Annotated in this window: 19 protein-coding genes; 12 read left to right on the top strand and 7 right to left on the bottom strand. The window is 60.4% G+C overall.

The features are described 5' to 3' along the window. Positions 1-160: 160 nt before the first annotated feature. Positions 161-1,288 (bottom strand): branched-chain amino acid ABC transporter substrate-binding protein, encoded by a 1,128-nt coding sequence (locus QRN61_RS03685; protein WP_007969483.1) that lies wholly within the window; start codon positions 1,286-1,288, stop codon positions 161-163. A gap of 351 nt (positions 1,289-1,639) precedes the next feature. Between QRN61_RS03685 and QRN61_RS03680 the strand changes: the two genes are divergently transcribed. Further along, positions 1,640-1,945, top strand: a complete 306-nt coding sequence (locus QRN61_RS03680) for a DUF2288 domain-containing protein (RefSeq protein ID WP_097086583.1) — start codon at positions 1,640-1,642, stop codon at positions 1,943-1,945. A gap of 319 nt (positions 1,946-2,264) precedes the next feature. Here QRN61_RS03680 and QRN61_RS03675 read toward each other — a convergent pair whose 3' ends face one another. After that, positions 2,265-4,463, bottom strand: coding sequence for a hypothetical protein (locus tag QRN61_RS03675; protein WP_285373248.1), 2,199 nt, complete (start codon positions 4,461-4,463; stop codon positions 2,265-2,267). Between the two features lie 195 nt (positions 4,464-4,658). On the opposite strand from QRN61_RS03675, the gene QRN61_RS03670 reads away from it, so the two are divergent. Beyond that, positions 4,659-5,555 (top strand): NAD(P)-dependent oxidoreductase, encoded by an 897-nt coding sequence (locus QRN61_RS03670; protein ID WP_178085263.1) that lies wholly within the window; start codon positions 4,659-4,661, stop codon positions 5,553-5,555. Here QRN61_RS03670 and QRN61_RS03665 read toward each other — a convergent pair. Next, positions 5,446-7,728 (bottom strand): putative bifunctional diguanylate cyclase/phosphodiesterase, encoded by a 2,283-nt coding sequence (locus QRN61_RS03665; RefSeq protein ID WP_027614386.1) that lies wholly within the window; start codon positions 7,726-7,728, stop codon positions 5,446-5,448. The genes QRN61_RS03670 and QRN61_RS03665 overlap by 110 nt on opposite strands. Before the next feature lie 148 nt (positions 7,729-7,876). After that, positions 7,877-8,245 (bottom strand): YkgJ family cysteine cluster protein, encoded by a 369-nt coding sequence (locus QRN61_RS03660; RefSeq protein WP_098967577.1) that lies wholly within the window; start codon positions 8,243-8,245, stop codon positions 7,877-7,879. Between the two features lie 301 nt (positions 8,246-8,546). On the opposite strand from QRN61_RS03660, the gene QRN61_RS03655 reads away from it, so the two are divergent. Then, a complete protein-coding gene (locus QRN61_RS03655) occupies positions 8,547-9,896 on the top strand; it encodes a spinster family MFS transporter (protein WP_285373247.1) in 1,350 nt (449 codons plus the stop codon). Between the two features lie 172 nt (positions 9,897-10,068). Here the strand turns inward: QRN61_RS03655 and rapA are convergent, their stop codons facing one another. Next, on the bottom strand, positions 10,069-12,915 hold the full coding sequence (gene rapA, locus QRN61_RS03650) for an RNA polymerase-associated protein RapA (protein ID WP_285373246.1): 2,847 nt from the start codon (positions 12,913-12,915) through the stop codon (positions 10,069-10,071). Positions 12,916-13,167: 252 nt separating this feature from the next. On the opposite strand from rapA, the gene QRN61_RS03645 reads away from it, so the two are divergent. The 3 genes from QRN61_RS03645 to ccoM all read left to right on the top strand — a co-directional run bounded on the left by QRN61_RS03645 (position 13,168) and on the right by ccoM (position 14,045). Continuing rightward, positions 13,168-13,509 carry an aspartate-semialdehyde dehydrogenase gene (locus tag QRN61_RS03645; protein WP_285373244.1) on the top strand — a complete coding sequence of 114 codons (342 nt, stop codon included), beginning with the start codon at positions 13,168-13,170 and terminating at the stop codon, positions 13,507-13,509. Positions 13,510-13,621: 112 nt separating this feature from the next. Then, positions 13,622-13,783 (top strand): hypothetical protein, encoded by a 162-nt coding sequence (locus QRN61_RS03640; RefSeq protein WP_096797040.1) that lies wholly within the window; start codon positions 13,622-13,624, stop codon positions 13,781-13,783. Between the two features lie 148 nt (positions 13,784-13,931). After that, positions 13,932-14,045, top strand: a complete 114-nt coding sequence (ccoM, locus tag QRN61_RS03635; protein ID WP_003222396.1) for a cytochrome c oxidase subunit CcoM — start codon at positions 13,932-13,934, stop codon at positions 14,043-14,045. 1,034 nt (positions 14,046-15,079) lie between these two features. Here ccoM and QRN61_RS03630 read toward each other — a convergent pair. Both QRN61_RS03630 and QRN61_RS03625 read right to left on the bottom strand, forming a co-directional pair. Further along, positions 15,080-16,555, bottom strand: coding sequence for an inorganic phosphate transporter (locus QRN61_RS03630; protein WP_003222397.1), 1,476 nt, complete (start codon positions 16,553-16,555; stop codon positions 15,080-15,082). Between the two features lie 377 nt (positions 16,556-16,932). Next, a complete protein-coding gene (locus QRN61_RS03625) occupies positions 16,933-17,133 on the bottom strand; it encodes a hypothetical protein (protein WP_003222398.1) in 201 nt (66 codons plus the stop codon). Positions 17,134-17,786: 653 nt separating this feature from the next. Here QRN61_RS03625 and pcaR point away from each other — a divergent pair. From pcaR to pcaH, 6 genes are all read left to right on the top strand, one after another. Beyond that, the gene (pcaR, locus tag QRN61_RS03620) at positions 17,787-18,629 is read left to right on the top strand and encodes a pca regulon transcriptional regulator PcaR (protein WP_096797041.1); all 843 of its coding nucleotides are present in this window, start codon (positions 17,787-17,789) and stop codon (positions 18,627-18,629) included. A 294-nt stretch (positions 18,630-18,923) separates the two neighbouring features. After that, positions 18,924-20,270, top strand: a complete 1,347-nt coding sequence (pcaK, locus tag QRN61_RS03615; protein WP_096797042.1) for a 4-hydroxybenzoate transporter PcaK — start codon at positions 18,924-18,926, stop codon at positions 20,268-20,270. A 267-nt stretch (positions 20,271-20,537) separates the two neighbouring features. Then, entirely contained in the window at positions 20,538-21,395 is an 858-nt protein-coding gene (locus tag QRN61_RS03610; protein ID WP_003222404.1) for a CoA transferase subunit A, read from the top strand. Next, positions 21,395-22,174: a CoA-transferase subunit beta gene (locus tag QRN61_RS03605; protein ID WP_285373242.1), complete on the top strand. Its 780-nt coding sequence runs from the start codon at positions 21,395-21,397 to the stop codon at positions 22,172-22,174. The genes QRN61_RS03610 and QRN61_RS03605 overlap by 1 nt, the downstream gene beginning before the upstream one ends. Beyond that, entirely contained in the window at positions 22,171-23,376 is a 1,206-nt protein-coding gene (gene pcaF / locus QRN61_RS03600; RefSeq protein ID WP_285373241.1) for a 3-oxoadipyl-CoA thiolase, read from the top strand. The genes QRN61_RS03605 and pcaF overlap by 4 nt, the downstream gene beginning before the upstream one ends. Before the next feature lie 37 nt (positions 23,377-23,413). Then, entirely contained in the window at positions 23,414-24,118 is a 705-nt protein-coding gene (pcaH, locus tag QRN61_RS03595) for a protocatechuate 3,4-dioxygenase subunit beta (protein ID WP_027614394.1), read from the top strand.

Genomic DNA, 24,118 nt, shown 5'->3' with positions numbered 1-24,118 from the left:
TTATCCACTTCGAATCCGGGTTTTGCCAGCGAACCGCTGATGACGGTTTTGAGATTTTCAGGTGGGGAGACTGGCGGATCACGCCAGCGCGGCCCATACATTCGTAAAACAAAGCCCACGGCACGCCGTGGGCTTTATTGGCAGTCAGTCAGGGCGCGCCTTACTGAGGCGAAACTTCAGTTTTCGGTTTGCCGAAGTGCCACTCGTAAACCACAAATTTGAAGTCCTTCAGGTCGCCCTTGGCGTCGAAGCTCAGGTCGCCGGTAGGGGTCTTGAAGGTGCCGGCGTGGATGGCTTCGGCCACTTTGGCAGGGTCTTCGGATTTGGCTGCGGTGATACCGCCGGCAATCACTTCAACCGCCGAGTAGGAAGGGAACACGAACGGGCCGCTCGGGTCTTCTTTCTTCGCCTTGAAGGCATCAGCCAGGGCAACGTTGGCCGGATCCTGGTCGAAGGATTTCGGCAGGGTCACCAGCAGGCCTTCGGAGGACTCTTTGGCGATCTGCGAAATGGAGTCGTTACCCACGCCTTCCGGACCCATGAACTTGGCTTTCAGGCCTTTTTCCTGGGATTGACGCAGGATCAGACCCAGCTCCGGGTGGTAGCCGCCGTAGTAGACGAAGTCGACGTTGGCTTGCTTGAGCTTGGCGATCATCGAAGAGAAGTCCTTGTCGCCGGCGTTGACGCCTTCGAACACGGCGACTTTCACGCCTTTCTTCTCCAGGGTCGCTTTGACTGCGGTGGCGATGCCTTCACCGTATTGCTGCTTGTCGTGCAGTACGGCGACAATTTTCGGCTTCACGTGGTCGGCGATGTAGTTACCGGCGGCAGGGCCCTGGGCGCTGTCCAGACCGATGGTGCGGAAGACCATTTTGTAACCACGGGCGGTGATGTCCGGGCTGGTGGCAGCCGGGGTGATCATCACGACGCCTTCGTCTTCGTAGATGTCCGAAGCAGGCTGAGTGGAGCTGGAGCACAGGTGACCGACCACGAACTTGACGCCGTCGTTGACGACCTTGTTCGCGACCGCTACCGCTTGTTTCGGATCGCACGCGTCATCGTATTCAACGGCTTCGAGTTTCTTGCCGTCGACGCCGCCCTTGGCGTTGATCTGCTCGATGGCCATTTTCGCGCCACTGAACTGCATGTCGCCGTATTGGGCTACAGGACCGGTTTTAGGGCCGGCGATACCGATCTTGATGGTGTCAGCGGCGAACGAATGGCTGGCAACCCCGGCCAGAACCATAGCGGCAAACAGTTTGGAAATCTGCTTAGTAGCCTTAGTCATAGTGCTCCACTCTTACTGTTGTAATTTTTTTGAGTTCTGGCGCCGTAGCAGCAGAACCGGGTCAGATATCTTTGCGATACCCTCCGGAAATGCCCCCGGCAACTGTACCGGTACAGTGTAGAGCGCCGGTTGTTGGCCTGGGAAGCAGGCGCCGAGGGACAAAACTTGGGGGTGTCGCATTTTTGAATGAAAAAGACAGAATTGCGGCGGGGCTTTCGCGGGCATATATCCCAAACACCAGCATTCCTTGGCGTTCCTGCTCTTTTCGTTCGGTGAAGCCATTTGCAACCGGGTTTTTCTGCCGGACCACCGACGTTATCATTCGCGTCGATTTCTTTTCCGGACAGTCCCATGAATCAAGAACCTAGCACCCTCTATGCCAAGCTGCTTGGTGAAACCGCATCTATTACCTGGAAAGAGCTGGAGCCGTTCTTCGCCAAGGGTGCCCTATTGTGGGTCGACCCGGCTCTGGATTTGATCGCCGCCGCCGAGGCCGTGGCCTCGGATGATGGCGAGAAAGTCGCCGCCTGGCTGGCCGAGGACAAGGTCGCCAAGCTGTCTGAAACGCGGGCGCTGGATATTTTCGAGCGTGATCCACAGCTGTGGGCGGTGGTGGTGAGTCCGTGGATTATGATCCAGGAAAGGGCGGCCATCTGAGGCTGTGCACCTTTATGGTGCGCCTGGCCAGCGGCGAAAAGTGTGTAGCCGAGTAGCGTGATGGCACGTTGCCGTAGAGAAAGGCCACAAGCGTGGGTGGCCTCACGGTGACGTAAACGTAACGGGAACAGTTTATTGAGCAGCCTGAGGGCTGCTTAATTGTTTCTGGATTTTGGAATGACTGAAATCTTCAGAGAATTTGCCGGCCCCATCGCTGGCAAGCCAGCTCCCACAGGTTTTGTGGTGTTCACAAATAGTTGTGTTCACGCAGACCCTGTGGGAGCTGGCTTGCCAGCGATTGGGGCGACTCGGTCTGACTTTAGACCGAGTAAGTCTTCCCGGTATGGTTATTCAGGGAAATAACCTTGGTCTTGCCGATCCGGTGACGGTAGATCTCGCGCAGGTACTTGATCGCTTTCTTCACGCAATCGCGCGACAGGCGAATGTCGTTAATCGAGACGAACTTGTCCTTGTCGTTGATCAGCTCGCGGTACTTCTTCTCGTACATCGGCTTGATCGCGTACCAGTTGGTGTCGAGGATCTTCGCCGGGTTCTCGAACTCGTTGAGCAGATCGTCGATGCGGTCTTCGTCGAACTCTTCATTAATGATGAAGTCGAGGATCGAGTTGTCCAAAGTCTCGTCAAAACGGTACGGCGTCTTGGCGAAGCAGCGCTTGATGAACGCCACGATCAACGTCAGGAAGTCGTCCGACAGGCACGGGCTCTTGGCGATCAGGGTGGTCAGCGACAGGTTGGCCGAAGCGCCGATCACCAGCGCATAACGCTTGAGCGTGGTGTTGGGGAACAGGCTGTTGAGGTGGGTCTTCAACCGGTTCAGATCCATGTACGACAGCTTGTAGTCTTTGGGCAACGAGACGATCGAGACCACCGACGAGCAGTTCTTGAAGAAGTGCAGGTCGTGCAGCGCCGCGGCGTCGTAGCCGGAATTCTTGTACTGCTCCAGCGAGGCGCGATAGCGCTTGGATTCGATCGGCAGCAGGCTGATGCCTTCGATGGCCTGGGTGACCTTGTTGAAGTGCGGCAGGTCGATCGAGCGGAAGAACAGGTCGTCGATGTTCAGGCGCTGTGGCTCTTTGTCGAACACCTTGAACTTGTCGCTGCTCGGCGGCGGGGTTTCCGGCACCACCGATTCGGCGTAGGCAATCGCCACCGGGCCGGCCAGACTCATGAACAGGTCGTTGGCATCCAGGCGAATGGTTTCGCCGATGTCGATGCCGGCGCGGCGGAAGTAGTTCTGGTCGTAGTCGGTGGTCACCGCCTGCGCCGTCAGAATGTTGAAAATCTGCTGCGAGATGTACTGGTTGGCGTGCTTTTCCATCGCATTGACATCAATGTTCTGGATGTTGCCGTCATCGCTCTCTTCGGCGTAACGCATGATGTCGTTGGAGATCAGCATCATCGCGTTCCATGGGCGGATACGGCCCATGACGCTGGCTTCGCTGCTGTCTTCATTGGCGAAGTTGTAGGAGAAATCCCATTCTTCCGACAGGTATTTGCACAGCAGGCGGCCGGCGTTGATGTGCAGCGCCTCGGACATTTCACTGCGGTGATCGGAAATGTTCGGCAGCACGCAGATGCCGCTGGTGAAGATCGGCTCGAACACGAACGAATGCCCGCTCTTGCCGTCGTGCTCGTCCATCGGCTTGGTGTCGAACGTCTTGTTCATGTACGAGTGCTGCTGGGCCAGACCGAATTCCGAGGCCATGCCCGAACCGGTACCGCCGCCGGCACTGAAGATCGAGAAGTACAGGCGCGACTGGTTGGCCTTGATGCCGCAGCTGTCGATCAGGTACGAGTGGATCATTTTCCAGTCAGGGCTGGAGAAGCGCTGGGTGTCCTTGTTGAGGATGATCTTCGCCAGATACTGGCCGAGGATTGGCGCGTTACCGGCGCCACCGGCGTGGACTTCGGACAAGTCCATGATCTTCATTTTGCTGTAATCGCGCAGGAAGCCGCTTTTCTCGCCCTTGCGCGAGAAGCGGATGCGCCCGGCGATGTCCTTGTCGAGGTCGCCGAGCATCACCAGCGGTTCGACGAGGAACACCGGTTTGCTCGACTTGTTGGTGCCGATCCGCAGGTTGTTTTTGATCCACTGCGCCGGGCTGTAGCCCTTGTCGGCCAGACGGCGGTCAGCAGCGCGGTCTTCGTTGTTGAATTCGTTGAGGTAGAACTTGCGCGCGTTGTACACCAGCTCCGCGACGTCGAGTGCGATGTTCGAGCCGCAGCGACCGAGGCCGATCAGGCACACCGACGGAAACTCCTGATCGTTGTGCTGTTCGTTGTCGCCTTCCAGGTGCGGTGGACGCGGGAACACCAGATCACGCAGGCCATCGAGGTTGTCGAGGATGCGGTCGGTGTTGGTTTCGGTGTAGTACAGATATTGCTGAGTGCCCAGCGGGCGCGAGGGAGGCAATGGCTTCGATGATGACGGGCTGTTTGCGGCAGGGCTCAGGGGCAGATCGGATACCGCAGTGGCGGGATTGTTTTTAGAAGTCATTGTGCGCCATATACCTGGACTGGTTGGTCCGCTGACCAGTGTCAGCGAGCCTCACGGAATAAGATCTCGCGTCTTTTATTGCGCGAATTTGGCCCGGGCGTCAGGGGCTTGGCCTGATCGTCGCACGGGGGAATCCTTTCCTGATCGTTCATGAATCGGCCATTATTCAGTGATCTTTAATCAAAAAGAGGCGAAATGATGTCAACGCTCCCTTCGTTGGGTTTTGCCGGAATCGGCCTGATGGGCCTGCCGATGTGCCGCCGTTTGCTGGCTGCCGGCTACCCGTTGACCGTGTGGAACCGCAACCCCGCCAAGTGCGCGCCACTGGTCGAAGCCGGCGCCCGGCAGGTGGCAAGCCCCGCTGAACTGTGCGAACACGCGGACGTGGTGATGCTCTGTCTGGCCGACACGGCGGTGGTGCGCGAGGTGGTGTTTGGCGCCGGGGGTGTCGCTGAAGGTGCGAAAAGCGGCCAGTTGCTGGTGGACTTTTCCAGCCTCGAACCGACCGCTACCCGCGAAATGGCCACCGAGTTGGCCGACAAGACCGGGATGAGCTGGCTCGACTCACCGGTGTCCGGCGGCGTGGTGGGTGCCGAGGCCGGCAGTCTGGCGATCATGGTCGGCGGCGCGGTGGCGGATCTGGAGCGGGTGCGCCCGGTGCTGCTCAGCCTTGGTCAACGGGTCACGCACATGGGTGGCATCGGCGCCGGGCAAGTGACCAAGGCCTGCAACCAGATGATCGTCGCCTGCAATGCGCTGGTGATCGCCGAAGTAGTGGCGCTGGCCGAACAGGCCGGAGTCGATGCGAGCCTGATTGCCGAAGCGCTGGCCGGTGGTTTTGCCGATTCGAAACCGTTGCAGATCCTCGCCCCGCAAATGGCCGAGAGCCGTTTCGAACCGGTGAAATGGCACGTGCGCACGCTGCTCAAGGACCTCGATACCGCAGTGAAATTCTCCCGCGAACAAGGCTCGGCCACGCCGATCAGCGGATTGGCCGCACAATTGATGCGCCTGCATGGGGCGCAGGGCTTTTTGCAGAAGGATCCAGCGACACTGGTACAAATGTACCGCGCGCCAGACTCAACGGATTGACCGCGTGCGAGTGTTTGCGCTGATTGATTTCTTCCAGCACCGGGCGTAACTCGTCCAGCGGCACCGGGCGGCTGAGCAGGTAGCCCTGAATGAAATCGCAGCCTGAGCGCTCGAGGAATTCGTACTGTTCCAGGCTCTCCACGCCTTCGGTCACCACCTGCAAATGCAGGGTGTGGGCCATGACGATGATCGCCTGGACGATCTCCATGTCGGCGGTCGCCGTGGGAATGTCGAGGATGAACGAGCGGTCGATTTTCAGCGTATTGAGCGGCAGGCGCTTGAGGTAGGCCAGCGATGAATAGCCAGTGCCGAAGTCGTCGATCGACAGCGACACCCCGAGGGCGCGAATCTGCCGCAGCAGCACCAGGGTGTTGGCGATGTTGCCCATCAGCGCGTTTTCGGTGACTTCCAGTTCCAGCCGTTCCGGCGCAACGCCAGCGCTGCGCAGTGCGCTTTCGATCTCATCGGCCAGCTCTTCCCGGGCAAGGTTGAGCGGCGAGCAGTTCCAGGCGATTTTCAGGTCGTTGCAGCCATGCCGCGTCAGTTCGCCAAGGTCAGTGCAGGCCCGGCGCAACACCCAGTTATCCAGTTCGGCGATCAGGCCATTGGTTTCGGCGATCGCGATGAAGCGATCCGGGGCCAGCAAGCCATGCACCGGATGCTGCCAGCGGATCAGCGCTTCGAGTTTGGTCACTCGACCGGTTTTCAGTTCGAAGATCGGTTGGTAATACAGCGTCAGCCCGTTTTCTTCGCGCAGGGCCTGGCGCAGTTCTTCTTCCAGTTGCAGTTCGAGGCTGGCGCGGGTCTTCATGTTGGCACTGAAAAAATGCAGGCCGTTACGCCCGGCGCCCTTGGATTGATACAGCGCCAGATCCGCGTGCTTGAGCAGTTCTTCGCAGGTGGTGCCGTCGTCGGGGAACAGGCTGATGCCGATGCTGGTGGTCATCACCATACGGCGGCCGGCCAGTTCGATCGGCTCCTTCATTTTCAGCATGATCCGTTGCGCCATGTTGCGCGCTTCCTCACGTTCACGCAGGCTGATCAGGATGCAGAACTCGTCACCGCCGAAGCGGGCGACCACGTCTTCATGGCTGCGCACCGAGCCTTTGATGTGATTGGCGATGACTTTGAGCAGGGCGTCGCCGGCGTCATGGCCGAGGCTGTCGTTGATTCGCTTGAAGTGGTCGACGTCGAGAAACATCACCGCGAGCATGCCGCCTTCGCTGGTTTTCTGGTTGAGTTTCTCGGCGAAAAGCTGGTTGAAACCGCGGCGGTTGATCAGGTTGGTCAGCGCGTCGTAATTGGCCACTTGCTGCAATGACATCCGCGCCTGATCGAGCTGGCCGAGCAGGGCGTTGACCCGGCGCAGATCGTGTTCCTTGCTTTGCAGTTTCTTGTCGGCGAGTGCCGCGCTGATCGCGCTGCCGAGAATCAGCAGGATGATCAATGCGACGGTCAGGCCCAGTTGCAGGTAATTGGTTTCGCCGCTCAGGGTCGGTGCTGCGCCCTCGGGCACCACCAGATGCAACGCGGCCATGCCGGTGAAGTGCATGCTGATGATGCCGGCGCCGAGGATCACTGCGGCGGTGTATTTGAGCAACTGATGAAAACGGCCGCTGCCTTCACGCAGATAACCGGCGACCCACAGCGCGGCGAAGCTGGCGCCGATGGCAATCACGATCGACAGGCAGAACAGCAGCGGCTGGTAATACGCAGTGGCCACCGAGTGCATCGCCGCCATGCCGACGTAATGCATGCCGGCGATGCCCAGGCCAATAACGATGGCGGTTTTCAGGTATTGCATCAGCGAGGGTTGAGGCACGCTCAGGGTGTGCATCGCCAGCCATGAGGCGAGCAGGGCGATCACCAGGGAAAACAGAGTGGTGGCCAGTTCGTAATGGATTTCCAGCGGCGCCTGGAATGCCAGCATGGCGATGAAGTGCATGGCCCAAATGCCGCCAGCCAGGCAGGTGGCGCCGATCCAGCGCCAGACCCGCTGCGAACCCGGATCTTCGGCGTGGCCAACCCGCTCGGCCATGTCGAGGGTGGCAAAACTCGCGGCGCAGGCGACCAGATAGGCCACCAGCACCAGCAAGGGATTGTGTGTGCAATCGAGAATGACCTGCCCGCTCTGCGGCAGCTCGGTAACAAACTGCAAACCAAGCCACTCCATAGCATCCCCGTCTGTGAAGTCGTCCCTGCTGCGTCAGCAACGCAGGCGAATGAGAGGAGTATAGAGGCGGTTTTTGCCATGCAAGCGGTAGTGGCACATTGGCGCCAACCATTTCGGCATGAGCCTTATAGCGATTGGCGCTAAACCATCAGGCGCTTTGGTCGTAAGGGATCTGATTCCATTCCGGTTCGAGCGGCGGCAAGCCGAAGCGGGCGCGCGCCTTGTCGCAATCGACATTCTGTTCGCCGTATTCCCAGGAAGCATCGAATTCGCGGCAGGGACTGGAGCGTTGCTCGTAAATCGAGCACTGCACGTTACTGCCCACTTCACCGATCAACGCCGTACACCGCGGCGATTTGCAGTCGGTGCCGTTCATCGCTACCCGACTGGGACTGATCTGCGTCACCAGTTCATCGGGCACCGTACCGCCGGAGGAGGCGCATTCACCCCAGAAAAAAGACACGCGAAAATGGGAACAGCAGGCACCGCAATTCAGACACGGACTGACTTCGGACATGGGGAGGGTATCAAAGGGGTTGATCGGCGAATCCGGACGGATCCGGCGGCTATTCTAGGCTTCGCCATGAACTTGGGAAGGGGGGCGCGAAAGTATTTTTTTGTAGCCGGGTTTTGCCGCGAAACCCCCGGTTTATGGGGGATTTCAGTGTTATCAAGGGCTTACGTTTCGTTACAGTGCCATGGCCCGTTATCAGGCTGACGAATGATCACAGACAGCCCCGGCAGGCCTGTCTAGATTGCAGGTTCCGGGCTCGGATGCGTCGGCAGTGAAGCCCACATAACAATAAAGAGACGGACCCATGCAGAACTCGACCCAAGCGGCGAATGCCTGGCGCATTCTGTTCCTGTTGTTCCTTGCCAACCTGTTCAATTTCTTCGACCGCACCATTCCGGCGATCATCATCGAGCCGATCCGCATGGAATGGCACCTCAGCGATTTTCAACTGGGAATCGTCGGCACCGCGTTCACCCTGGTTTATGCGATCGCCGGCCTGCCGCTGGGGCGCATGGCCGATACCGGTTCGCGCAGCAAATTGATGGGCTGGGGCCTGGCGACCTGGAGCGCGCTGACCGCGGTCAACGGGCTGGTCGGCAGTTTCTGGAGTTTTCTGCTGGTGCGCATGGGCATCGGCATTGGCGAGGCCAGTTACGCGCCGGCCGCCAACTCGTTGATCGGTGACCTGTTCCCGGCGCACCGTCGGGCGCGGGCCATGGGTATTTTCATGCTCGGCTTGCCGTTGGGCCTGCTGCTGGCGTTCTTCACCATCGGCGCGATGGTCAAGGCCTTCGACAGCTGGCGCGCGCCGTTCTTTATCGCGGCGGTGCCGGGGCTGATCCTCGCGGTGTTCATGTTCTTCATCAAGGAACCCAAACGCGGCGCGGCGGAAACCGTGCAGGTGTCCCAAGAGAGAGTCGACAAGCCTATCCGCCGGGTGCTGGCGGTGCCGACATTCCTGTGGCTGGTGATGGCCGGTTTGTGCTTCAACTTCGCCACCTATGCCTGCAACTCGTTTCTGGTGCCGATGCTGCAGCGCTACTTCCTGATGCCGTTGCAGGAGGCGGCGGTGGCGACCGGCGTGATCGTCGGCGTCACCGGGTTGATCGGTCTGACCCTCGGCGGCTGGATCGCTGACAAGATTCATCAACGAGTCGCCAACGGCCGGCTGCTGTTTGCCGGCTTCAGTCTGATCATCTCGACCCTGTGCACCGCGTGGGCGCTGCATGCCGGACGGGTCGAGATCGGCGTGTTCGTCGCGGTGTTCAGTGTCGGCTGGCTGTTTGCCTATAACTTCTACACCTGCGTGTACACGGCGATTCAGGACGTGGTCGAACCACGCCTGCGGGCCACGGCGATGCCGCTGTTCTTTGCCGGGCTGTACCTGCTCGGCGGCGGCTTGGGGCCAGTGGTGGTGGGGGCCTTGTCCGATCATTTCGCCAAATCGGCGATGCTCTCGGCGGGGGCCGAGCAGATGACCGAGGCGTTCAAGGCGGTCGGGCTGCATGACGCGATGTATCTGATACCGGTGGCGCTGTTCTTCACCATGGTGTTTCTGTTTCTGGCGGCGCGGTGTTTTGTGCGCGATGCGCAGCGGATGAAGGAGGGGTTGGTTGCGGTGGTTGAGCCTGATGTTTCTGTGGCGACGGCATGATCGCCCTCACGAGCAGGCTCGCTCCCACATTGGATCTCCAGCGTGAACACAATCCCTGTGGGAGCGAGCCTGCTCGCGAAAGGGCCAGTAGCATCACCGGATAAATAACAGACAAACAAAAAGGCCCGCATCACTGCGGGCCTTGTTGTTTTCAACGCTGGAGTAGGGCGGCTTAACCCGCCACCAACACCCGGATCGCTTCCAGACGCAATGCCGCTTTATCCAGCATCGCCAGACCCAGTTCACGCTGCTTGCGCAACGCATCCAGTTCGCTGTCGCGTACAGTCGGGTTGACCGCTTGCAACGCGGTCAGGCGCGCCAGTTCTTCGTCGGTGTCCGCCGCCAGACGACGACGGGCCTCGGCCACGCGCTCAGCGTGACGCGGGGTGATCTTGTCTTCACCGGCGTTGATCCGTGGCGTCAGCTGATCGCGCTGGGCCTGGATGAACTTGTTGGCGCTGGCGCGGGGCACGCTTTCCAGTTGATCGTTCAAGGTTTCGAACGAGACGCGGGCCGACAGATCGTTGCCGTTGGCGTCGAGCAGGCAGCGCAGGGCGGCCGGCGGCAGGTAGCGGCCCAGTTGCAGCGAGCGCGGTGCAACCACTTCGCTGACGTAGAGCAGTTCCAGCAACACCGTGCCCGGTTTCAGTGCCTTGTTCTTGATCAGCGCGACGGCGGTGTTGCCCATCGAACCGGACAGCACCAGGTCCATGCCGCCCTGCACCATCGGGTGTTCCCAGGTGATGAACTGCATGTCTTCGCGCGACAGCGCCTGGTTGCGGTCGTAGGTGATGGTCACGCCTTCGTCATCGCCCAGCGGGAAGCTGGCGTCGAGCATCTTCTCGCTCGGCTTGAGGATCAGGGCGTTTTCCGAATGGTCTTCGCTGTCGATGCCGAACGCGTCGAACAGGGTTTCCATGTAGATCGGCAGGGCGAACTGGTCGTCCTGCTCAAGGATCGCCTCGACCAGTGCGTCACCTTCGCCAGCGCCACCGGAGTTGAGTTCCAGCAGGCGGTCGCGGCCGGTGTGCAGCTCGGCTTCCAGACGCTCGCGCTCGGTGCGCGCTTCGTCGATCAGCGCTTGCCACTCACCGTCGTCGGCTTCTTCAAGCAGCGGCAGCAGGCGCGGGCCGAACTGATGCTGCAAGGCGTTGCCGGTCGGGCAGGTGTTGAGGAACGCGTTCAGGGCTTCGTGGTACCACTGGAACAGGCGCTCTTGCGGGCTGGTTTCCAGGTACGGCACGTGCAGTTCGATGATGTGCTTCTGGCCGATCCGGTCGAGACGACCGATACGCTGTTCAAGCAGGTCCGGGTGCGACGGCAGATCGAACAGCACCAAGTGGTGGGCGAACTGGAAGTTGCGACCTTCACTGCCGATTTCCGAGCAGATCAGCACTTGTGCGCCAAATTCTTCGTCGGCGAAGTAGGCGGCGGCGCGGTCACGCTCGAGGATGTTCATACCTTCATGGAACACTGTGGCCGGGATCCCGGAACGCACGCGCAGGGCGTCTTCCAGGTCCATCGCGGTTTCGGCGTGGGCGCAGATCACCAGCACTTTGGTGCGCTTGAGCATTTTCAGCTGATCGATCAGCCACTCGACGCGCGGGTCGAATTTCCACCAGCGCTCTTCTTCGCTGGCGTCCGGCTGGGCCTGGAAGCTGACTTCCGGGTACAGCTCGGCGTGATCACCCAGCGGCAGTTCGAGGTATTCGTCCGGGCATGGCAGCGGGTACGGGTGCAGTTTGCGCTCGGGGAAACCCTGCACCGCGGCGCGGGTGTTACGGAACAGCACGCGGCCGGTGCCGTGGCGGTCGAGCAGCTCGCGCACCAGACGCGCGCTGGCTTCGCTATCGCCATCGTTGACCGCGGTCAGCAGGGCTTCGCCTTCGTTGCCGAGGAAACCGTGGATGGTCTTGTGCGCTTCCGGCGACAGGCGCCCTTTGTCGAGCAGTTCCTGAACGGCTTCGGCCACCGGGCGATAGTTCTCGCTCTCGGCGCGGAACGCGGCCAGGTCATGGAAACGGTTCGGGTCGAGCAGGCGCAGACGGGCGAAGTGGCTGTCCTGACCGAGTTGTTCCGGGGTCGCGGTGAGCAGCAGCACGCCGGGAATCACTTCAGCCAATTGTTCGACCAGCGAGTACTCGGGGCTGGCCTTGTCTTCGTGCCACACCAGGTGGTGGGCTTCGTCGACCACCATCAGATCCCAGCCGGCGGCGAACAAGGCGTCCTGCGCCTTCTCGTCTTCGACCAGCCACTCCAGGGCAACCAATGCAAGCTGGGTGTCTTCGAACGGGTTGGTGGCATCGCTTTCGATGAAGCGTTCTTCGTCAAACAGCGCGACCTGCAGGTTGAAGCGGCGGCGCATTTCCACCAGCCACTGGTGCTGCAGGTTTTCCGGCACCAGGATCAGCACTCGGTTGGCGCGGCCCGACAGCAGTTGGCGATGGATCACCAGACCGGCTTCGATGGTTTTCCCCAGACCCACTTCGTCCGCCAGTAGAACCCGTGGCGCAATACGGTCGGCGACTTCACGGGCGATGTGCAACTGGTGCGCGATCGGTTGCGCACGCACGCCGCCCAGGCCCCAGAGCGAAGACTGCAACTGGCGGCTGGTGTGTTCCAGGGTGTTGTAGCGCAGGGAGAACCACGACAGCGGGTCGATCTGCCCGGCGAACAGACGATCGCTGGCCAGACGGAACTGAATGAAGTTCGACAGCTGGGTTTCCGGCAGGGTGACGGCTTCGTTCTGCCCGTTGAGGCCGTGATAGACCATCAGCCCGTCGACGTCGTCGACTTCGCGCACGGTCATCTTCCAGCCTTCGAAGTGAGTAATGGTGTCACCCGGCGAGAACCGCACGCGGGTGAGGGGCGCATTCCGTAGCGCGTACTGGCGGGTTTCGCCAGTGGCCGGGTAAAGCACGGTCAACAAGCGGCCGTCCTGTGCCAGAACGGTGCCTAAACCAAGCTCTGCTTCGCTGTCACTGATCCAGCGTTGCCCCGGTTGATACTGCTGCGCCATGCTGCCTGACTCCCACCTTGAAAAAGCGGGCTATCTTAACGGAATGCAGGCTTCAGGGCCAAAGATTACTGGGCAGAAGCTGCCGCAGGCTTCGATCTTTTGATCTACGGAAACACCTGAGTTCTACGTTGTCCCATGAAAAGATCGCAGCCTTCGGCAGCTCCTACAGTGCCAACCCGGTCACAAGTTTGCGACCAGTGGCTCAAGGCGCCTTTGCCGCAGCCGATAGCCTGCTGACAGGAGACCCTTTATATGCTGCCACCGATGCTCCCCCTGAGCGCTGTGCCGATCACTTCCCAGCAGGATCCGATTCGCCAGCGGCCGGACATTCCTCCGGTGGTGCCGGTGCAGGAAAGCTCCAACGAAAGCACGATCGACCTGCAAAAACGCGACCCGGAAGAGGATCGACTGCTGGCGCGCGACGAACAGCGTCGCCAACAGGAGCGTGATCGTCGCCGTCGCGAAGCCGACGAAGACCCGGAAGAGCATCTGGCCGTGCCGGGCACCGAGCTGAATGCCGACAACACCGTGCCGGTGGTGCCGCTGATGGAAGATCAGCCGCGTCAGGGCTTGTGGGTCGATATCGAGATCTGAGTCTGCTTATTTACATCAATTGTTGTCGAGCGCTGGCGTCAGGCTGCATGATTGGCGCAGTCCTGCCTCTGATGCGGCAGTTGTGTTTTCTTCAAGTGATGCGCTGAACGTCATGAGCCAAGATGAAAAACTGATCGACCTCGGCACCGAGCGCGCCAAGCGTGTGCATGATCTCAACGAGAAGCGGCTGAACGAAGTGCGCAAGGCCTTTGAGCAAGCCATGCCGTTGGGAAAAGCTCAGAAAAAGCCGAAAAAGAAACCGAAAAAGCGTTGATCTTCCCCTGCATCCTTTGATGCAGGTCAGTTATTTTCCCGCCTTTGCCTTCTGTGTTGACCGGACTTGATCCTGGTCAATTTCTGCGCCTGCGCGATTGGTTAACTTAGCTCCATCGCAGCAAAGCAGGGGCCAGGAGGCCACAGTCATGTTTTTCGATAACGTGGTGTTTGCCGGGGTTCTGACCGTGGGGCTCATGGTTCTGTTTTTTGCAGGGTTTGGATTTTTTATCTGGAAGGATGCGAATAAGCGCAAGAAGTAGGTCTTTCCGGGTTTGATGAGCACGCAAGGCATTTTGGGGCGACTTCGGTTGCCCTTTTTTTTGTGTCTTGGCGGCCTTTGGGCCGACCAGACTTTGGGTGTGCTTTGTGAATATCCGTTGCTGCGGTAATGGCGGCTTAGGGTTCCGCCCTTACGGCGGGTCACCTTTTCCAAACGCCGAAAAGGTAACCCAAAAGGCTTTACCCTGACGTTCGGCCCTCGCTTAGGCTCGGGTTCCTTCGCTGCGGGATTCATCCGGGGGGCAGCGCCTACGGTTTGCTTCGCTGCACCTCCTCTCGCTGTGTTTGGCTGCGCCAAACGGTCGCTGCGCTCCCACCCCCGGACAAATCCCTCCACTCAGCCTGCCGACGGGCCCTCAGATCAAAAGCTTTACTCGAGCTAACGCTCATCGTGTTGAGTGGTGGAAAAGCGTGCGCTCGGCTTTTGCTTTTTTGTAGGAGCCAGCCTGCTGGCGATGGCGGCCTACGAGCCGACCGATCTCTGACTGAATGCACTCATCCAACTGTGGGAGCGAGCTTGCTCGCGAAGGCGGCCTGACAGCCGACCAAATCTCAAAACTGAATACACCCAATCCCCTGTAGGAACTGCCGAAGGCTGTGATCTTTTGATCTGCTTTGGCTTTGGCTTTGGCTTTGGCTTTGGCTCTTGATGTGGCTTTTGATCTTCAGCCCCTTCGGCAGGCCGAGCGTAGGTGTCCATCAGGGGGTTAGGCGCGCAGCGCCATGCGGCGAAGCCGCATACATCGAGAGGAGGTGCAGCGAAGCAAACCGGAGGCGATGCCCCCGGATGGACACCGTAGCGAGGGAACACTGAGCCTAAGCGAAGTGCCGTACGCCGGGGCAAGACTTTTTGGTTACTTTTGAGGCGTTTGTCAAAAGTGACTCGCTGTAAGAGCGAAACCGCCAGCGGCAGCACCCGAAGCAACGGATATGCCCCCAATCCAACTCTCAACCAAAACAAAACAAAAAAGGCGCGATCCTCACGAATCGCGCCTTTCTCATGTGCAGCGGTCTATCAGCTACCCAACGCTTTGGACGCCAACCAGAACAACCCAGCCGACAGCGCCACAGTCGCCGGCAGGGTCAGCACCCACGCCAGCAAGATGGTGCGAACAGTCCCACCCTGCAGGCCGCTCTTGTTGGCGACCATGGTGCCCGCCACGCCCGAGGACAGCACGTGAGTGGTCGATACCGGCAGACTGAAGATGTTGGCCATACCGATCAAGCTGGCGGTAGTGATCTGCGCCGACATGCCTTGAGAGTAGGTCATGCCCTGCTTGCCGATCTTCTCGCCGATGGTCAGTACCACGCGTTTCCAGCCGACCATGGTACCCAGGCCGAGGGCCAGGGCCACCGCGAGAATCACCCAGAACGGGGCGTATTCGGTGGTGGTGGTCAGGTCTTTGCGCAGTTTGTCCAGGTCAGCCTTCTCACGCGCTTCCAGGCCTGGCAGCTTGCCGACTTTCTTCGCGGTGTCGTCCAGGCACAGCAAGTAGCGACGGACTTCGATGCGGCTTTCCGAGGACAGCGAATGGTAGTCCGCTACACCTTTAAGGGTGCCAAGCAGGGCGTTGATGGTCGGTTCGGTCTGCTGCGGGTTGCAGCGGAATTTTTCCGGCAGATCGCCTTCAACACTTTTGCCCAGGGCCAGGAATTCGCCCAGGGAATCGGCGTTGCGCTTGTAGAACTGGCTCAGGTGCAGGGTCGCGTCGCGGGTGCGCTCGATCTGGTAGGTGGTGCTGCTCAGGTCGAGGACGAACTGCGCCGGCACGATACCGATCAGTACCAGCATGATCAGGCCGATGCCTTTCTGGCCATCGTTGGAACCGTGCACGAAGCTCACGGCCATGGCCGAAATCACCAGAACCAGACGGTTCCAGAACGGCGGGTGCTTTTTGTCGTCGATCTTGCGGCGCTGTTCCGGAGTCTTGTGCATCTTCGACAGCGGACGCCACCACTTCAGGCCGATCAGGATCAGCGCGGCGATCAGGAAGCCAGCCATTGGCGAAAACACCAGCGAGGCGCCGATGTCGATCGCTTTCTGCCAGTTCACGCCGTCGGCCAACGGGATGTTGTTGATCAGGGCGTTGGCCAGGCCGACACCGAGGATCGAGCCGATCAGGGTGTGGGAACTGGAGGCCGGGATACCGAAGTACCAGGTGCCCAGGTTCCAAGTGATCGCCGCGGCGAGCAACGAGAACACCATCGCCAGGCCATGGCCGGTGTTCACATTGATCAGCAGTTCCACCGGCAGCAGGTGAACAATGGCATACGCCACGCCAACGCCGCCCAGCAACACGCCGAGGAAGTTGAACACACCGGAGAAGAACACCGCCAGGTGAGGCGGCATGGCTTTGGTGTAGATAACAGTGGCTACCGCGTTAGCGGTGTCATGAAATCCATTGATGAACTCGAAGGCGAGGACAAACGTCAGGGCGAGCAAGAGGCTCACAAGCACCCAAGCATCCAGTCCGCTGAATAAATCGATCATGAAGGTTTTCTGACCCGGTCATAAGGGGGCGCGATTATGCCAGAAAAGACTGGAAATCGATCCCCTACCTGCTCATCGGTAGCAATCAATGTCGAATTAAATTGTTGCAAGGTGCAATGCCCGAGCATGTTGCAGGGTTTTTCAAGTGTTTGATTAGCTTGAAAAAACCTTCGGGCAGCAGGCATTTCGTTGAGCGCGCGCGAGCCTCAAACGCCTGTGTGAAATATCTCTGAAACGAGTCAGACACGCTCCTTTCCCGTGCAGGCCGGGGGGAGGTGGGCCGCTGCCCGCGGATAGCGGGCGCGCAAGGCATGGTCGGGTCACCGTGCTTTTAGCCGGTGGCGACGCAGACCCTCGAAAATCTCAGGATCGCCCGTTCAGGGCTCTTCGGTTTTGAGTTCTTCTTCCATCTTTTTCAGTTCTTGCTGGAAAACCTGATCCTGAACGGTGGGGCGTTTGCGCCATGCCTTGCGTTCCGGTTCGGGTTGCGCGGCGTAGGTGGTGACTTCCCCGCCGTAAACTTCCTTGTAACGTTGTTCCTGGCGCTCAAGTTCCGCGCGCAGTTCGTCTTTCGTCACAGTGCTACCTGTTTGAGTTGAGATAAATATCTGGTGAAACGCACGGCAACGAGTCGATTGAACACGTCCACCAAAGGGCCATGCCGGGTCAGGCATTGGCGTTATCGGCAGGGCGATCAAGACTTCCATGTTGCAGGCGGCTACGGCACCAGATTAAAACTGACGCAGCATCAGTTTCCTGTTTCAGCAAGCGCGCTGGCGGTGCATGAATAATGAGCGTCAGGCGCTGGCCGGGCTGACGGCAATAGGCATCGGGTCAGCGGGCGGCACCCTCGGCCAGTGAAAACGTGGCGCCGCTGAGGTGCATTATAGCGGTCGATTCGGGAATGACTATCTTTGCCAAGTTAAAAACGGTTCGGGATGTGTGATCGTTTTGTTACTGACAAGTTTTATCGCTAGTTGAAATTCGCCGAAACCTTTTAAGGACTCGCGTTCAGTTTCTGGCGCCATTAAGTCGATCAACTAATGAGGCATGCGAAGTTGTATGAACAGGCAGGTGAATGAATGAAGAAGCCAAGAAGGACAGAGGCTGATGGATTGCGATAATCGGTCGGCGGTTCGATAATCGCCCAATCTTGGTGTCTCGACTCTTGTGCATCTGCTGGCGAGCCGCTTGTATAGCCATTGATTCGTGCCGCAAAAAAGGACAAGAAATGAACGATCAACTGCGCAACTCCTTCACCTCCGTGGCGCCGCCGATCGTCGCTTCGCCGGCCAAACGCATCCAGGCGCTGACCGGCGATCCGGATTTCATGACCTCGCTGGCCCGTGGCCTGGCGGTGGTGCAGGCATTTCAGGAGCGCAAGCGGCACCTGACCATCGCCCAGATCAGCCATCGCACAGAAATTCCCCGCGCTGCTGTGCGCCGTTGCCTGCACACTCTGATCAAACTGGGTTACGCCACCACCGATGGCCGCACGTACTCGTTGTTGCCCAAAGTGCTGACCCTCGGCCACGCGTATCTGTCGTCGACGCCGCTGGCGGTGTCGGCCCAGCCGTACCTCGACCGCATGAGCGAGCAACTGCACGAAGCCTGCAACATGGCCACGCTCGAAGGTGACGACATTTTGTACATCGCCCGCTCGGCGACCACGCAACGGCTGATCTCGGTGGACCTGTCGGTGGGCGGGCGTCTGCCGGCCTATTGCACATCGATGGGCCGCATCCTGCTGGCGGCGCTGGACGACACCTCGCTGCGCGAATACCTCGAGCATGCCGAACTGGTGGCCAAGACCAGCCGCACGCTGCACACCCCCGAAAGTCTGCTCGAATGCCTGCAGGAAGTACGGCAGCAGGGATGGTGCATCGTCGATCAGGAACTCGAACAAGGCCTGCGTTCGATTGCCGTGCCGGTTTACGATGCGTCGGGCCAGGTGGTGGCGGCGCTTAATGTCAGCACCCACGCCGGCCGCGTCAGCCGTACCGAACTGGAACAACGCTTCCTGCCGGGCCTGCTCAGTGCCAGCCGCGACCTCAGCGCGCAGTTGTTCGCCTGATGAAGCTGTTCGATAAACGCACAGTGTTGCGTTTATCGAATTGACGCTAAAAGCCCCGGATCATTAATGTCGCGGCAGCGTCATCCGGCGCAGATTTGAATGAGCCTGCCGGATTGTCGACTCCCATAATAATGACAAGAGGCAACTCACCATGCGCATGCTCCCCGACTGTCTCAGCTCCATTCCCTGTTGCCGGATTCACCGCAACGCCTGATATCGATCTTCTATTCTTGTGACCGTGCCGCTCTTTGGCCGGCCGCCGTTCGACTGCGTTTTTTGCGTGGAATAAAAATAATGAACCAGCCTCAGTCCGCTGTAGGTAACTGCCTCGACGTGCAGACCTTCATCAATGCCCAACCGATCTCGCGCTATCAGTGGCGTGTGGTGATCCTGTGTTTCCTGATTGTATTTCTCGATGGTCTCGACACCGCGGCGATGGGGTTTATCGCGCCGGCACTGTCCCAGGACTGGGGCATCGACCGCGCCAGCCTGGGCCCGGTAATGAGCGCCGCGTTGATCGGCATGGTCTTCGGCGCACTGGGTTCCGGCCCGCTGGCTGACCGCTTCGGACGCAAAGTGGTGCTGGTTGGCGCGGTGCTGCTGTTCGGCGCTTTCAGCCTGGCCTCGGCCTACAGCACCAACGTCGAGCAACTGCTGGTGTTGCGCTTCCTCACCGGCCTCGGTCTGGGCGCCGGCATGCCCAACGCCACCACGCTGCTCTCGGAATACACCCCGGAGCGCAAGAAATCCTTGCTGGTGACCAGCATGTTCTGCGGCTTCAACCTCGGCATGGCCGGTGGCGGTTTCATTTCGGCGAAGCTGATCCCGGCGTTCGGCTGGCACAGCCTGCTGCTGATCGGCGGGATCCTGCCGTTGATCCTCGCGGTGGTGCTGCTGTTCTGGCTGCCGGAGTCGGCGCGTTATCTGGTGGTGCGTAATCGCGGCACCGACAAAGTGCGCAAGACCTTGTCGCCGATCGATCCGGTCGCCGTGGCGCAGGCCTCGAGTTTCAGCGTGCCGGAACAGAAAACCGTCAAGGCGCGCAATGTGTTCGCGGTGATTTTCTCCGGCACCTACAGCGCCGGCACCTTGCTGCTGTGGCTGACCTACTTCATGGGTCTGGTCATCGTTTACCTGCTGACCAGTTGGCTGCCGACCCTGATGCGTGACAGCGGCGCGAGCATGGAGCAGGCGGCGTTCATCGGCGCGTTGTTCCAGTTCGGCGGGGTGTTGAGTGCGGTCGCTGTGGGTTGGGCGATGGACCGCTTCAATCCGCACAAGGTCATCGGCACGTTCTACCTGCTGGCTGGGGTGTTTGCCTACGCGGTGGGGCAGAGTCTGGGCAACATCACGTTGCTGGCGACCTTGGTGCTGGTGGCCGGGATGTGCGTCAACGGTGCGCAATCGGCGATGCCGTCGCTGGCGGCGCGGTTTTATCCGACTCAGGGGCGGGCGACCGGGGTCTCGTGGATGCTCGGGATTGGCCGGTTTGGCGCGATTCTCGGGGCGTGGATGGGCGCGACGTTGCTGGGCCTGGGCTGGAATTTCGAGCAGGTGCTGACGGCGCTGGTGATTCCGGCGGCGTTGGCGACGACGGCGGTGGTGATCAAAGGCATGGTCAGTCATGCGGATGCGACTTGAGTCGAGTCATTTTGATTTGCGTTGAATGTTCCGGTCTTTTCGCGAGCAGGCTCGCTCCCACATTTTGAAATGCATTCCAATGTGGGAGCGAGCCTGCTCGCGAATGAGGAGATAGTTAGGGGAGTAACAATCCGTTCGATAAACGAACACTCAGTCGATTATCGGATTGTTTGGCGATTTTCAGCGGCTTAATCTTCAGTGACTCCGGCGCTGAACCTCGCGCCTTTTTATCACTGGCGATTCACTACAAAAACGGGAGCCTGCTCCATGGCTGAGATCCTTTCGCTGCACGACGCGGTGAAGCAATTCGTCAACGACGGCGACACCGTCGCGCTCGAAGGCTTCACTCACCTGATCCCTACGGCGGCAGGTCATGAAATCATTCGGCAGGGCAAGAAAGATCTGACCCTGGTGCGAATGACGCCTGACCTGATCTACGACCAACTGATCGGTGCCGGTTGTGCACGCAAGCTGATCTTTTCCTGGGGCGGCAATCCGGGTGTGGGTTCGCTGCACCGTCTGCGCGATGCGGTCGAGAAGCAGTGGCCGCATGCCCTGGAAATCGAAGAGCACAGCCACGCCGACCTGGCCAACGCCTACGTCGCCGGCGCTTCCGGCCTACCGTTCGCCGTACTGCGGGCCTACGCCGGTTCCGACCTGCCGAAGGTCAACCCGCTGATCAAGTCCGTGACCTGCCCGTTCACCGGTGAAGTGCTGGCGGCCGTGCCGTCGGTGCGTCCAGACGTCACCGTGATCCACGCGCAGAAAGCCGACCGTCAGGGCAACGTGCTGCTGTGGGGCATTCTCGGGGTGCAGAAAGAAGCGGCACTGGCGGCCAAGCGCTGCATCGTCACCGTCGAGGAAATCGTCGACAACCTCAACGCCCCGATGAACGCTTGCGTGCTGCCGACCTGGGCCTTGAGCGCGGTTTGCCACGTACCCGGCGGCGCGCATCCGTCCTACGCCCACGGTTACACCGAGCGTGACAATCGCTTCTATCAGGCGTGGGATCCGATCGCCCGCGACCGTGAGACGTTTACCGCGTGGATCAACGAATACATCCATGGCTGCGCTGACTTCAGCGAGTTCCAGGCCAAGTTGGCCGCTGCTTCGGAGGCCAAGTAATGACTTACACCACCAATGAAATGATGACCGTCGCTGCGGCCCGTCGCCTGAAGAACGGCTCGGTGTGCTTCGTCGGCATCGGCCTGCCGTCGAAAGCCGCCAACCTTGCGCGCCTGACTTCGTCGCCGGACGTGGTGCTGATCTACGAATCGGGTCCGATTGGCGCCAAGCCGAGCGTGCTGCCCCTGTCGATCGGTGATGGTGAACTGGCGGAAACCGCCGACACCGTCGTGCCGACCGGTGAGATTTTTCGCTATTGGCTGCAGGGTGGGCGCATCGACGTCGGTTTTCTCGGCGCCGCGCAGGTCGACCGTTTCGGCAACATCAACACCACTGTGGTCGGCGACTATCACGCGCCGAAAGTGCGCCTGCCGGGTGCCGGTGGCGCGCCGGAGATCGCCGGTTCGGCGAAGAGCGTGTTGATCATCCTCAAGCAGTCGGCGCGTTCGTTCGTCGACAAGCTCGACTTCATTACCTCGGTCGGTCACGGCGAGGGCGGCGATTCGCGCAAGCGTCTGGGCCTGCCGGGTGCCGGCCCGGTCGGGATCATTACCGACCTGTGCATCATGGAACCGGAGCAGGGCACCCACGAATTCGTGGTCACCGCCCTGCACCCAGGCGTGACCCGCGAGCAAGTGGTCGCCGCCACCGGTTGGGCGATCCGCTTTGCCGACAACGTTGAAACCACGGCGGCACCGACCGAAGTCGAACTCTCTGCACTGCGCGATCTCGAAGCGCGCACCGCCGCCGCCCACGGCCAGGCACCGGGAGAAGCATGATGCGTGACGTGTATATCTGCGACGCGATTCGCACCCCCATCGGCCGTTTTGGCGGCGGTTTGTCCGCCGTGCGCGCCGACGATCTGGCCGCCGTGCCGATCAAGGCGCTGATGGAACGCAATCCTTCGGTGGACTGGAACGCGATCGACGAAGTGTTCCTCGGCTGCGCCAACCAGGCTGGTGAAGACAACCGCAACGTGGCGCGCATGGCGCTGCTGCTGGCGGGGCTGCCGGACAGCGTGCCGGGCGTGACCCTCAACCGTCTCTGCGCTTCGGGCATGGACGCGATCGGCACTGCTTTCCGTGCGATTGCCAGCGGCGAGATGGAGCTGGCGATTGCCGGCGGCGTCGAGTCGATGTCCCGCGCGCCGTTCGTGATGGGCAAGTCGGACGCAGCGTTCTCGCGCAACATGAAACTGGAAGACACCACCATTGGCTGGCGTTTCATCAACCCGCTGATGAAGGCCCAGTACGGCGTCGACGCGATGCCGCAGACCGCCGACAACGTGGCAGACGACTATAAAGTGTCGCGTGCCGACCAAGACGCGTTTGCCCTGCGCAGTCAGCAACGCACGGCCGCTGCACAGGCTGCGGGCTACTTCGCCGAGGAAATCGTCGAAGTGCGGATCGCCCACAAGAAGGGCGAAACCGTGGTCAGCCAGGACGAGCATCCACGCGCCGACACGACAATTGAAGCGCTGACCAAACTCAAACCGGTCAACGGCCCGGACAAGACCGTCACCGCCGGCAACGCGTCCGGGGTCAACGACGGCGCTGCCGCGCTGATTCTCGCGTCGGCGGAAGCGGTGAAAAAACACGGCCTGACAGCACGGGCCAAAGTGCTGGGTATGGCCAGCGCCGGTGTTGCACCTAGGGTGATGGGCATCGGCCCGGTGCCGGCGGTGCGCAAACTGATCGAGCGTCTCGGCGTGGCGGTCAGCGATTTCGATGTGATCGAACTCAACGAAGCCTTCGCCAGCCAGGGCCTGGCGGTGCTGCGTGAATTGGGTCTGGCCGACGATGCGCCGCAGGTCAACCCGAACGGTGGCGCGATTGCCTTGGGCCACCCGTTGGGCATGAGCGGCGCGCGACTGGTGCTGACTGCGCTGCATCAGCTGGAAAAGACTGGCGGCAAGAAAGGTCTGGCGACCATGTGCGTCGGCGTCGGACAGGGTCTGGCCCTGGCCATCGAACGCGTCTGACGCAGCGCGTCGACTGATAAGAACTGAGGAAAGCGAAATGACTGACAAGCCTGGCTACCGTCGTCCGCAGGAAGGCACCCAGCCCGAGTACCTGCACCCGACGTATCAATCCACCAACCTGCGCTCGCCGTCCAAACCGTTGGTGTTTCTGCCGCATTCGTTGTCGGAGATCACCGGCCCGACCATCGGTGCCGAACGCGTCGCCGAGAAAGACAACGACCTGACCGCGCAGCACGACGGCGAGCCGTTGGGCGAGCGCATCATCATTCACGGCCGTGTGCTCGACGAAAACGGTTTGCCGGTCCCGGGGATTCTGGTGGAGATCTGGCAGGCCAACGCCGCCGGTCGCTACAACCACAAGCGCGACCTGCACGACGCACCGCTGGACCCGAACTTCACCGGCACCGGCCGCACCGTGACCGACGCCGATGGCTGGTATCAGTTCCAGACCATCAAGCCCGGCGCCTATCCGTGGGGTAACCACCACAACGCGTGGCGACCGGCGCACATCCATTTCTCGCTGTTCGGGCCGAGCATCCTCACCCGTCTGGTGACGCAGATGTATTTCCCCGGCGACCCGCTGCTGGCCTACGACCCGATCTACAACTGCGTGCCGGACACCTCCGCCAAGGAACGTCTGATCGCCGCTTTCGATCTGGAAAAAACCATTCCGTCCTACGCCCTCGGCTATCGCTGGGACATCGTCTTGCGCGGCCGCGACGCCACGCCGATGGAGAAATAA

Source organism: Pseudomonas sp. lyk4-TYG-107 (assembly GCF_030209055.1).
In the GTDB taxonomy this organism is placed as follows: Bacteria; Pseudomonadota; Gammaproteobacteria; order Pseudomonadales; family Pseudomonadaceae; genus Aquipseudomonas; species Aquipseudomonas putida_A.
This window is presented reverse-complemented; position numbering and strand designations above follow the sequence as displayed.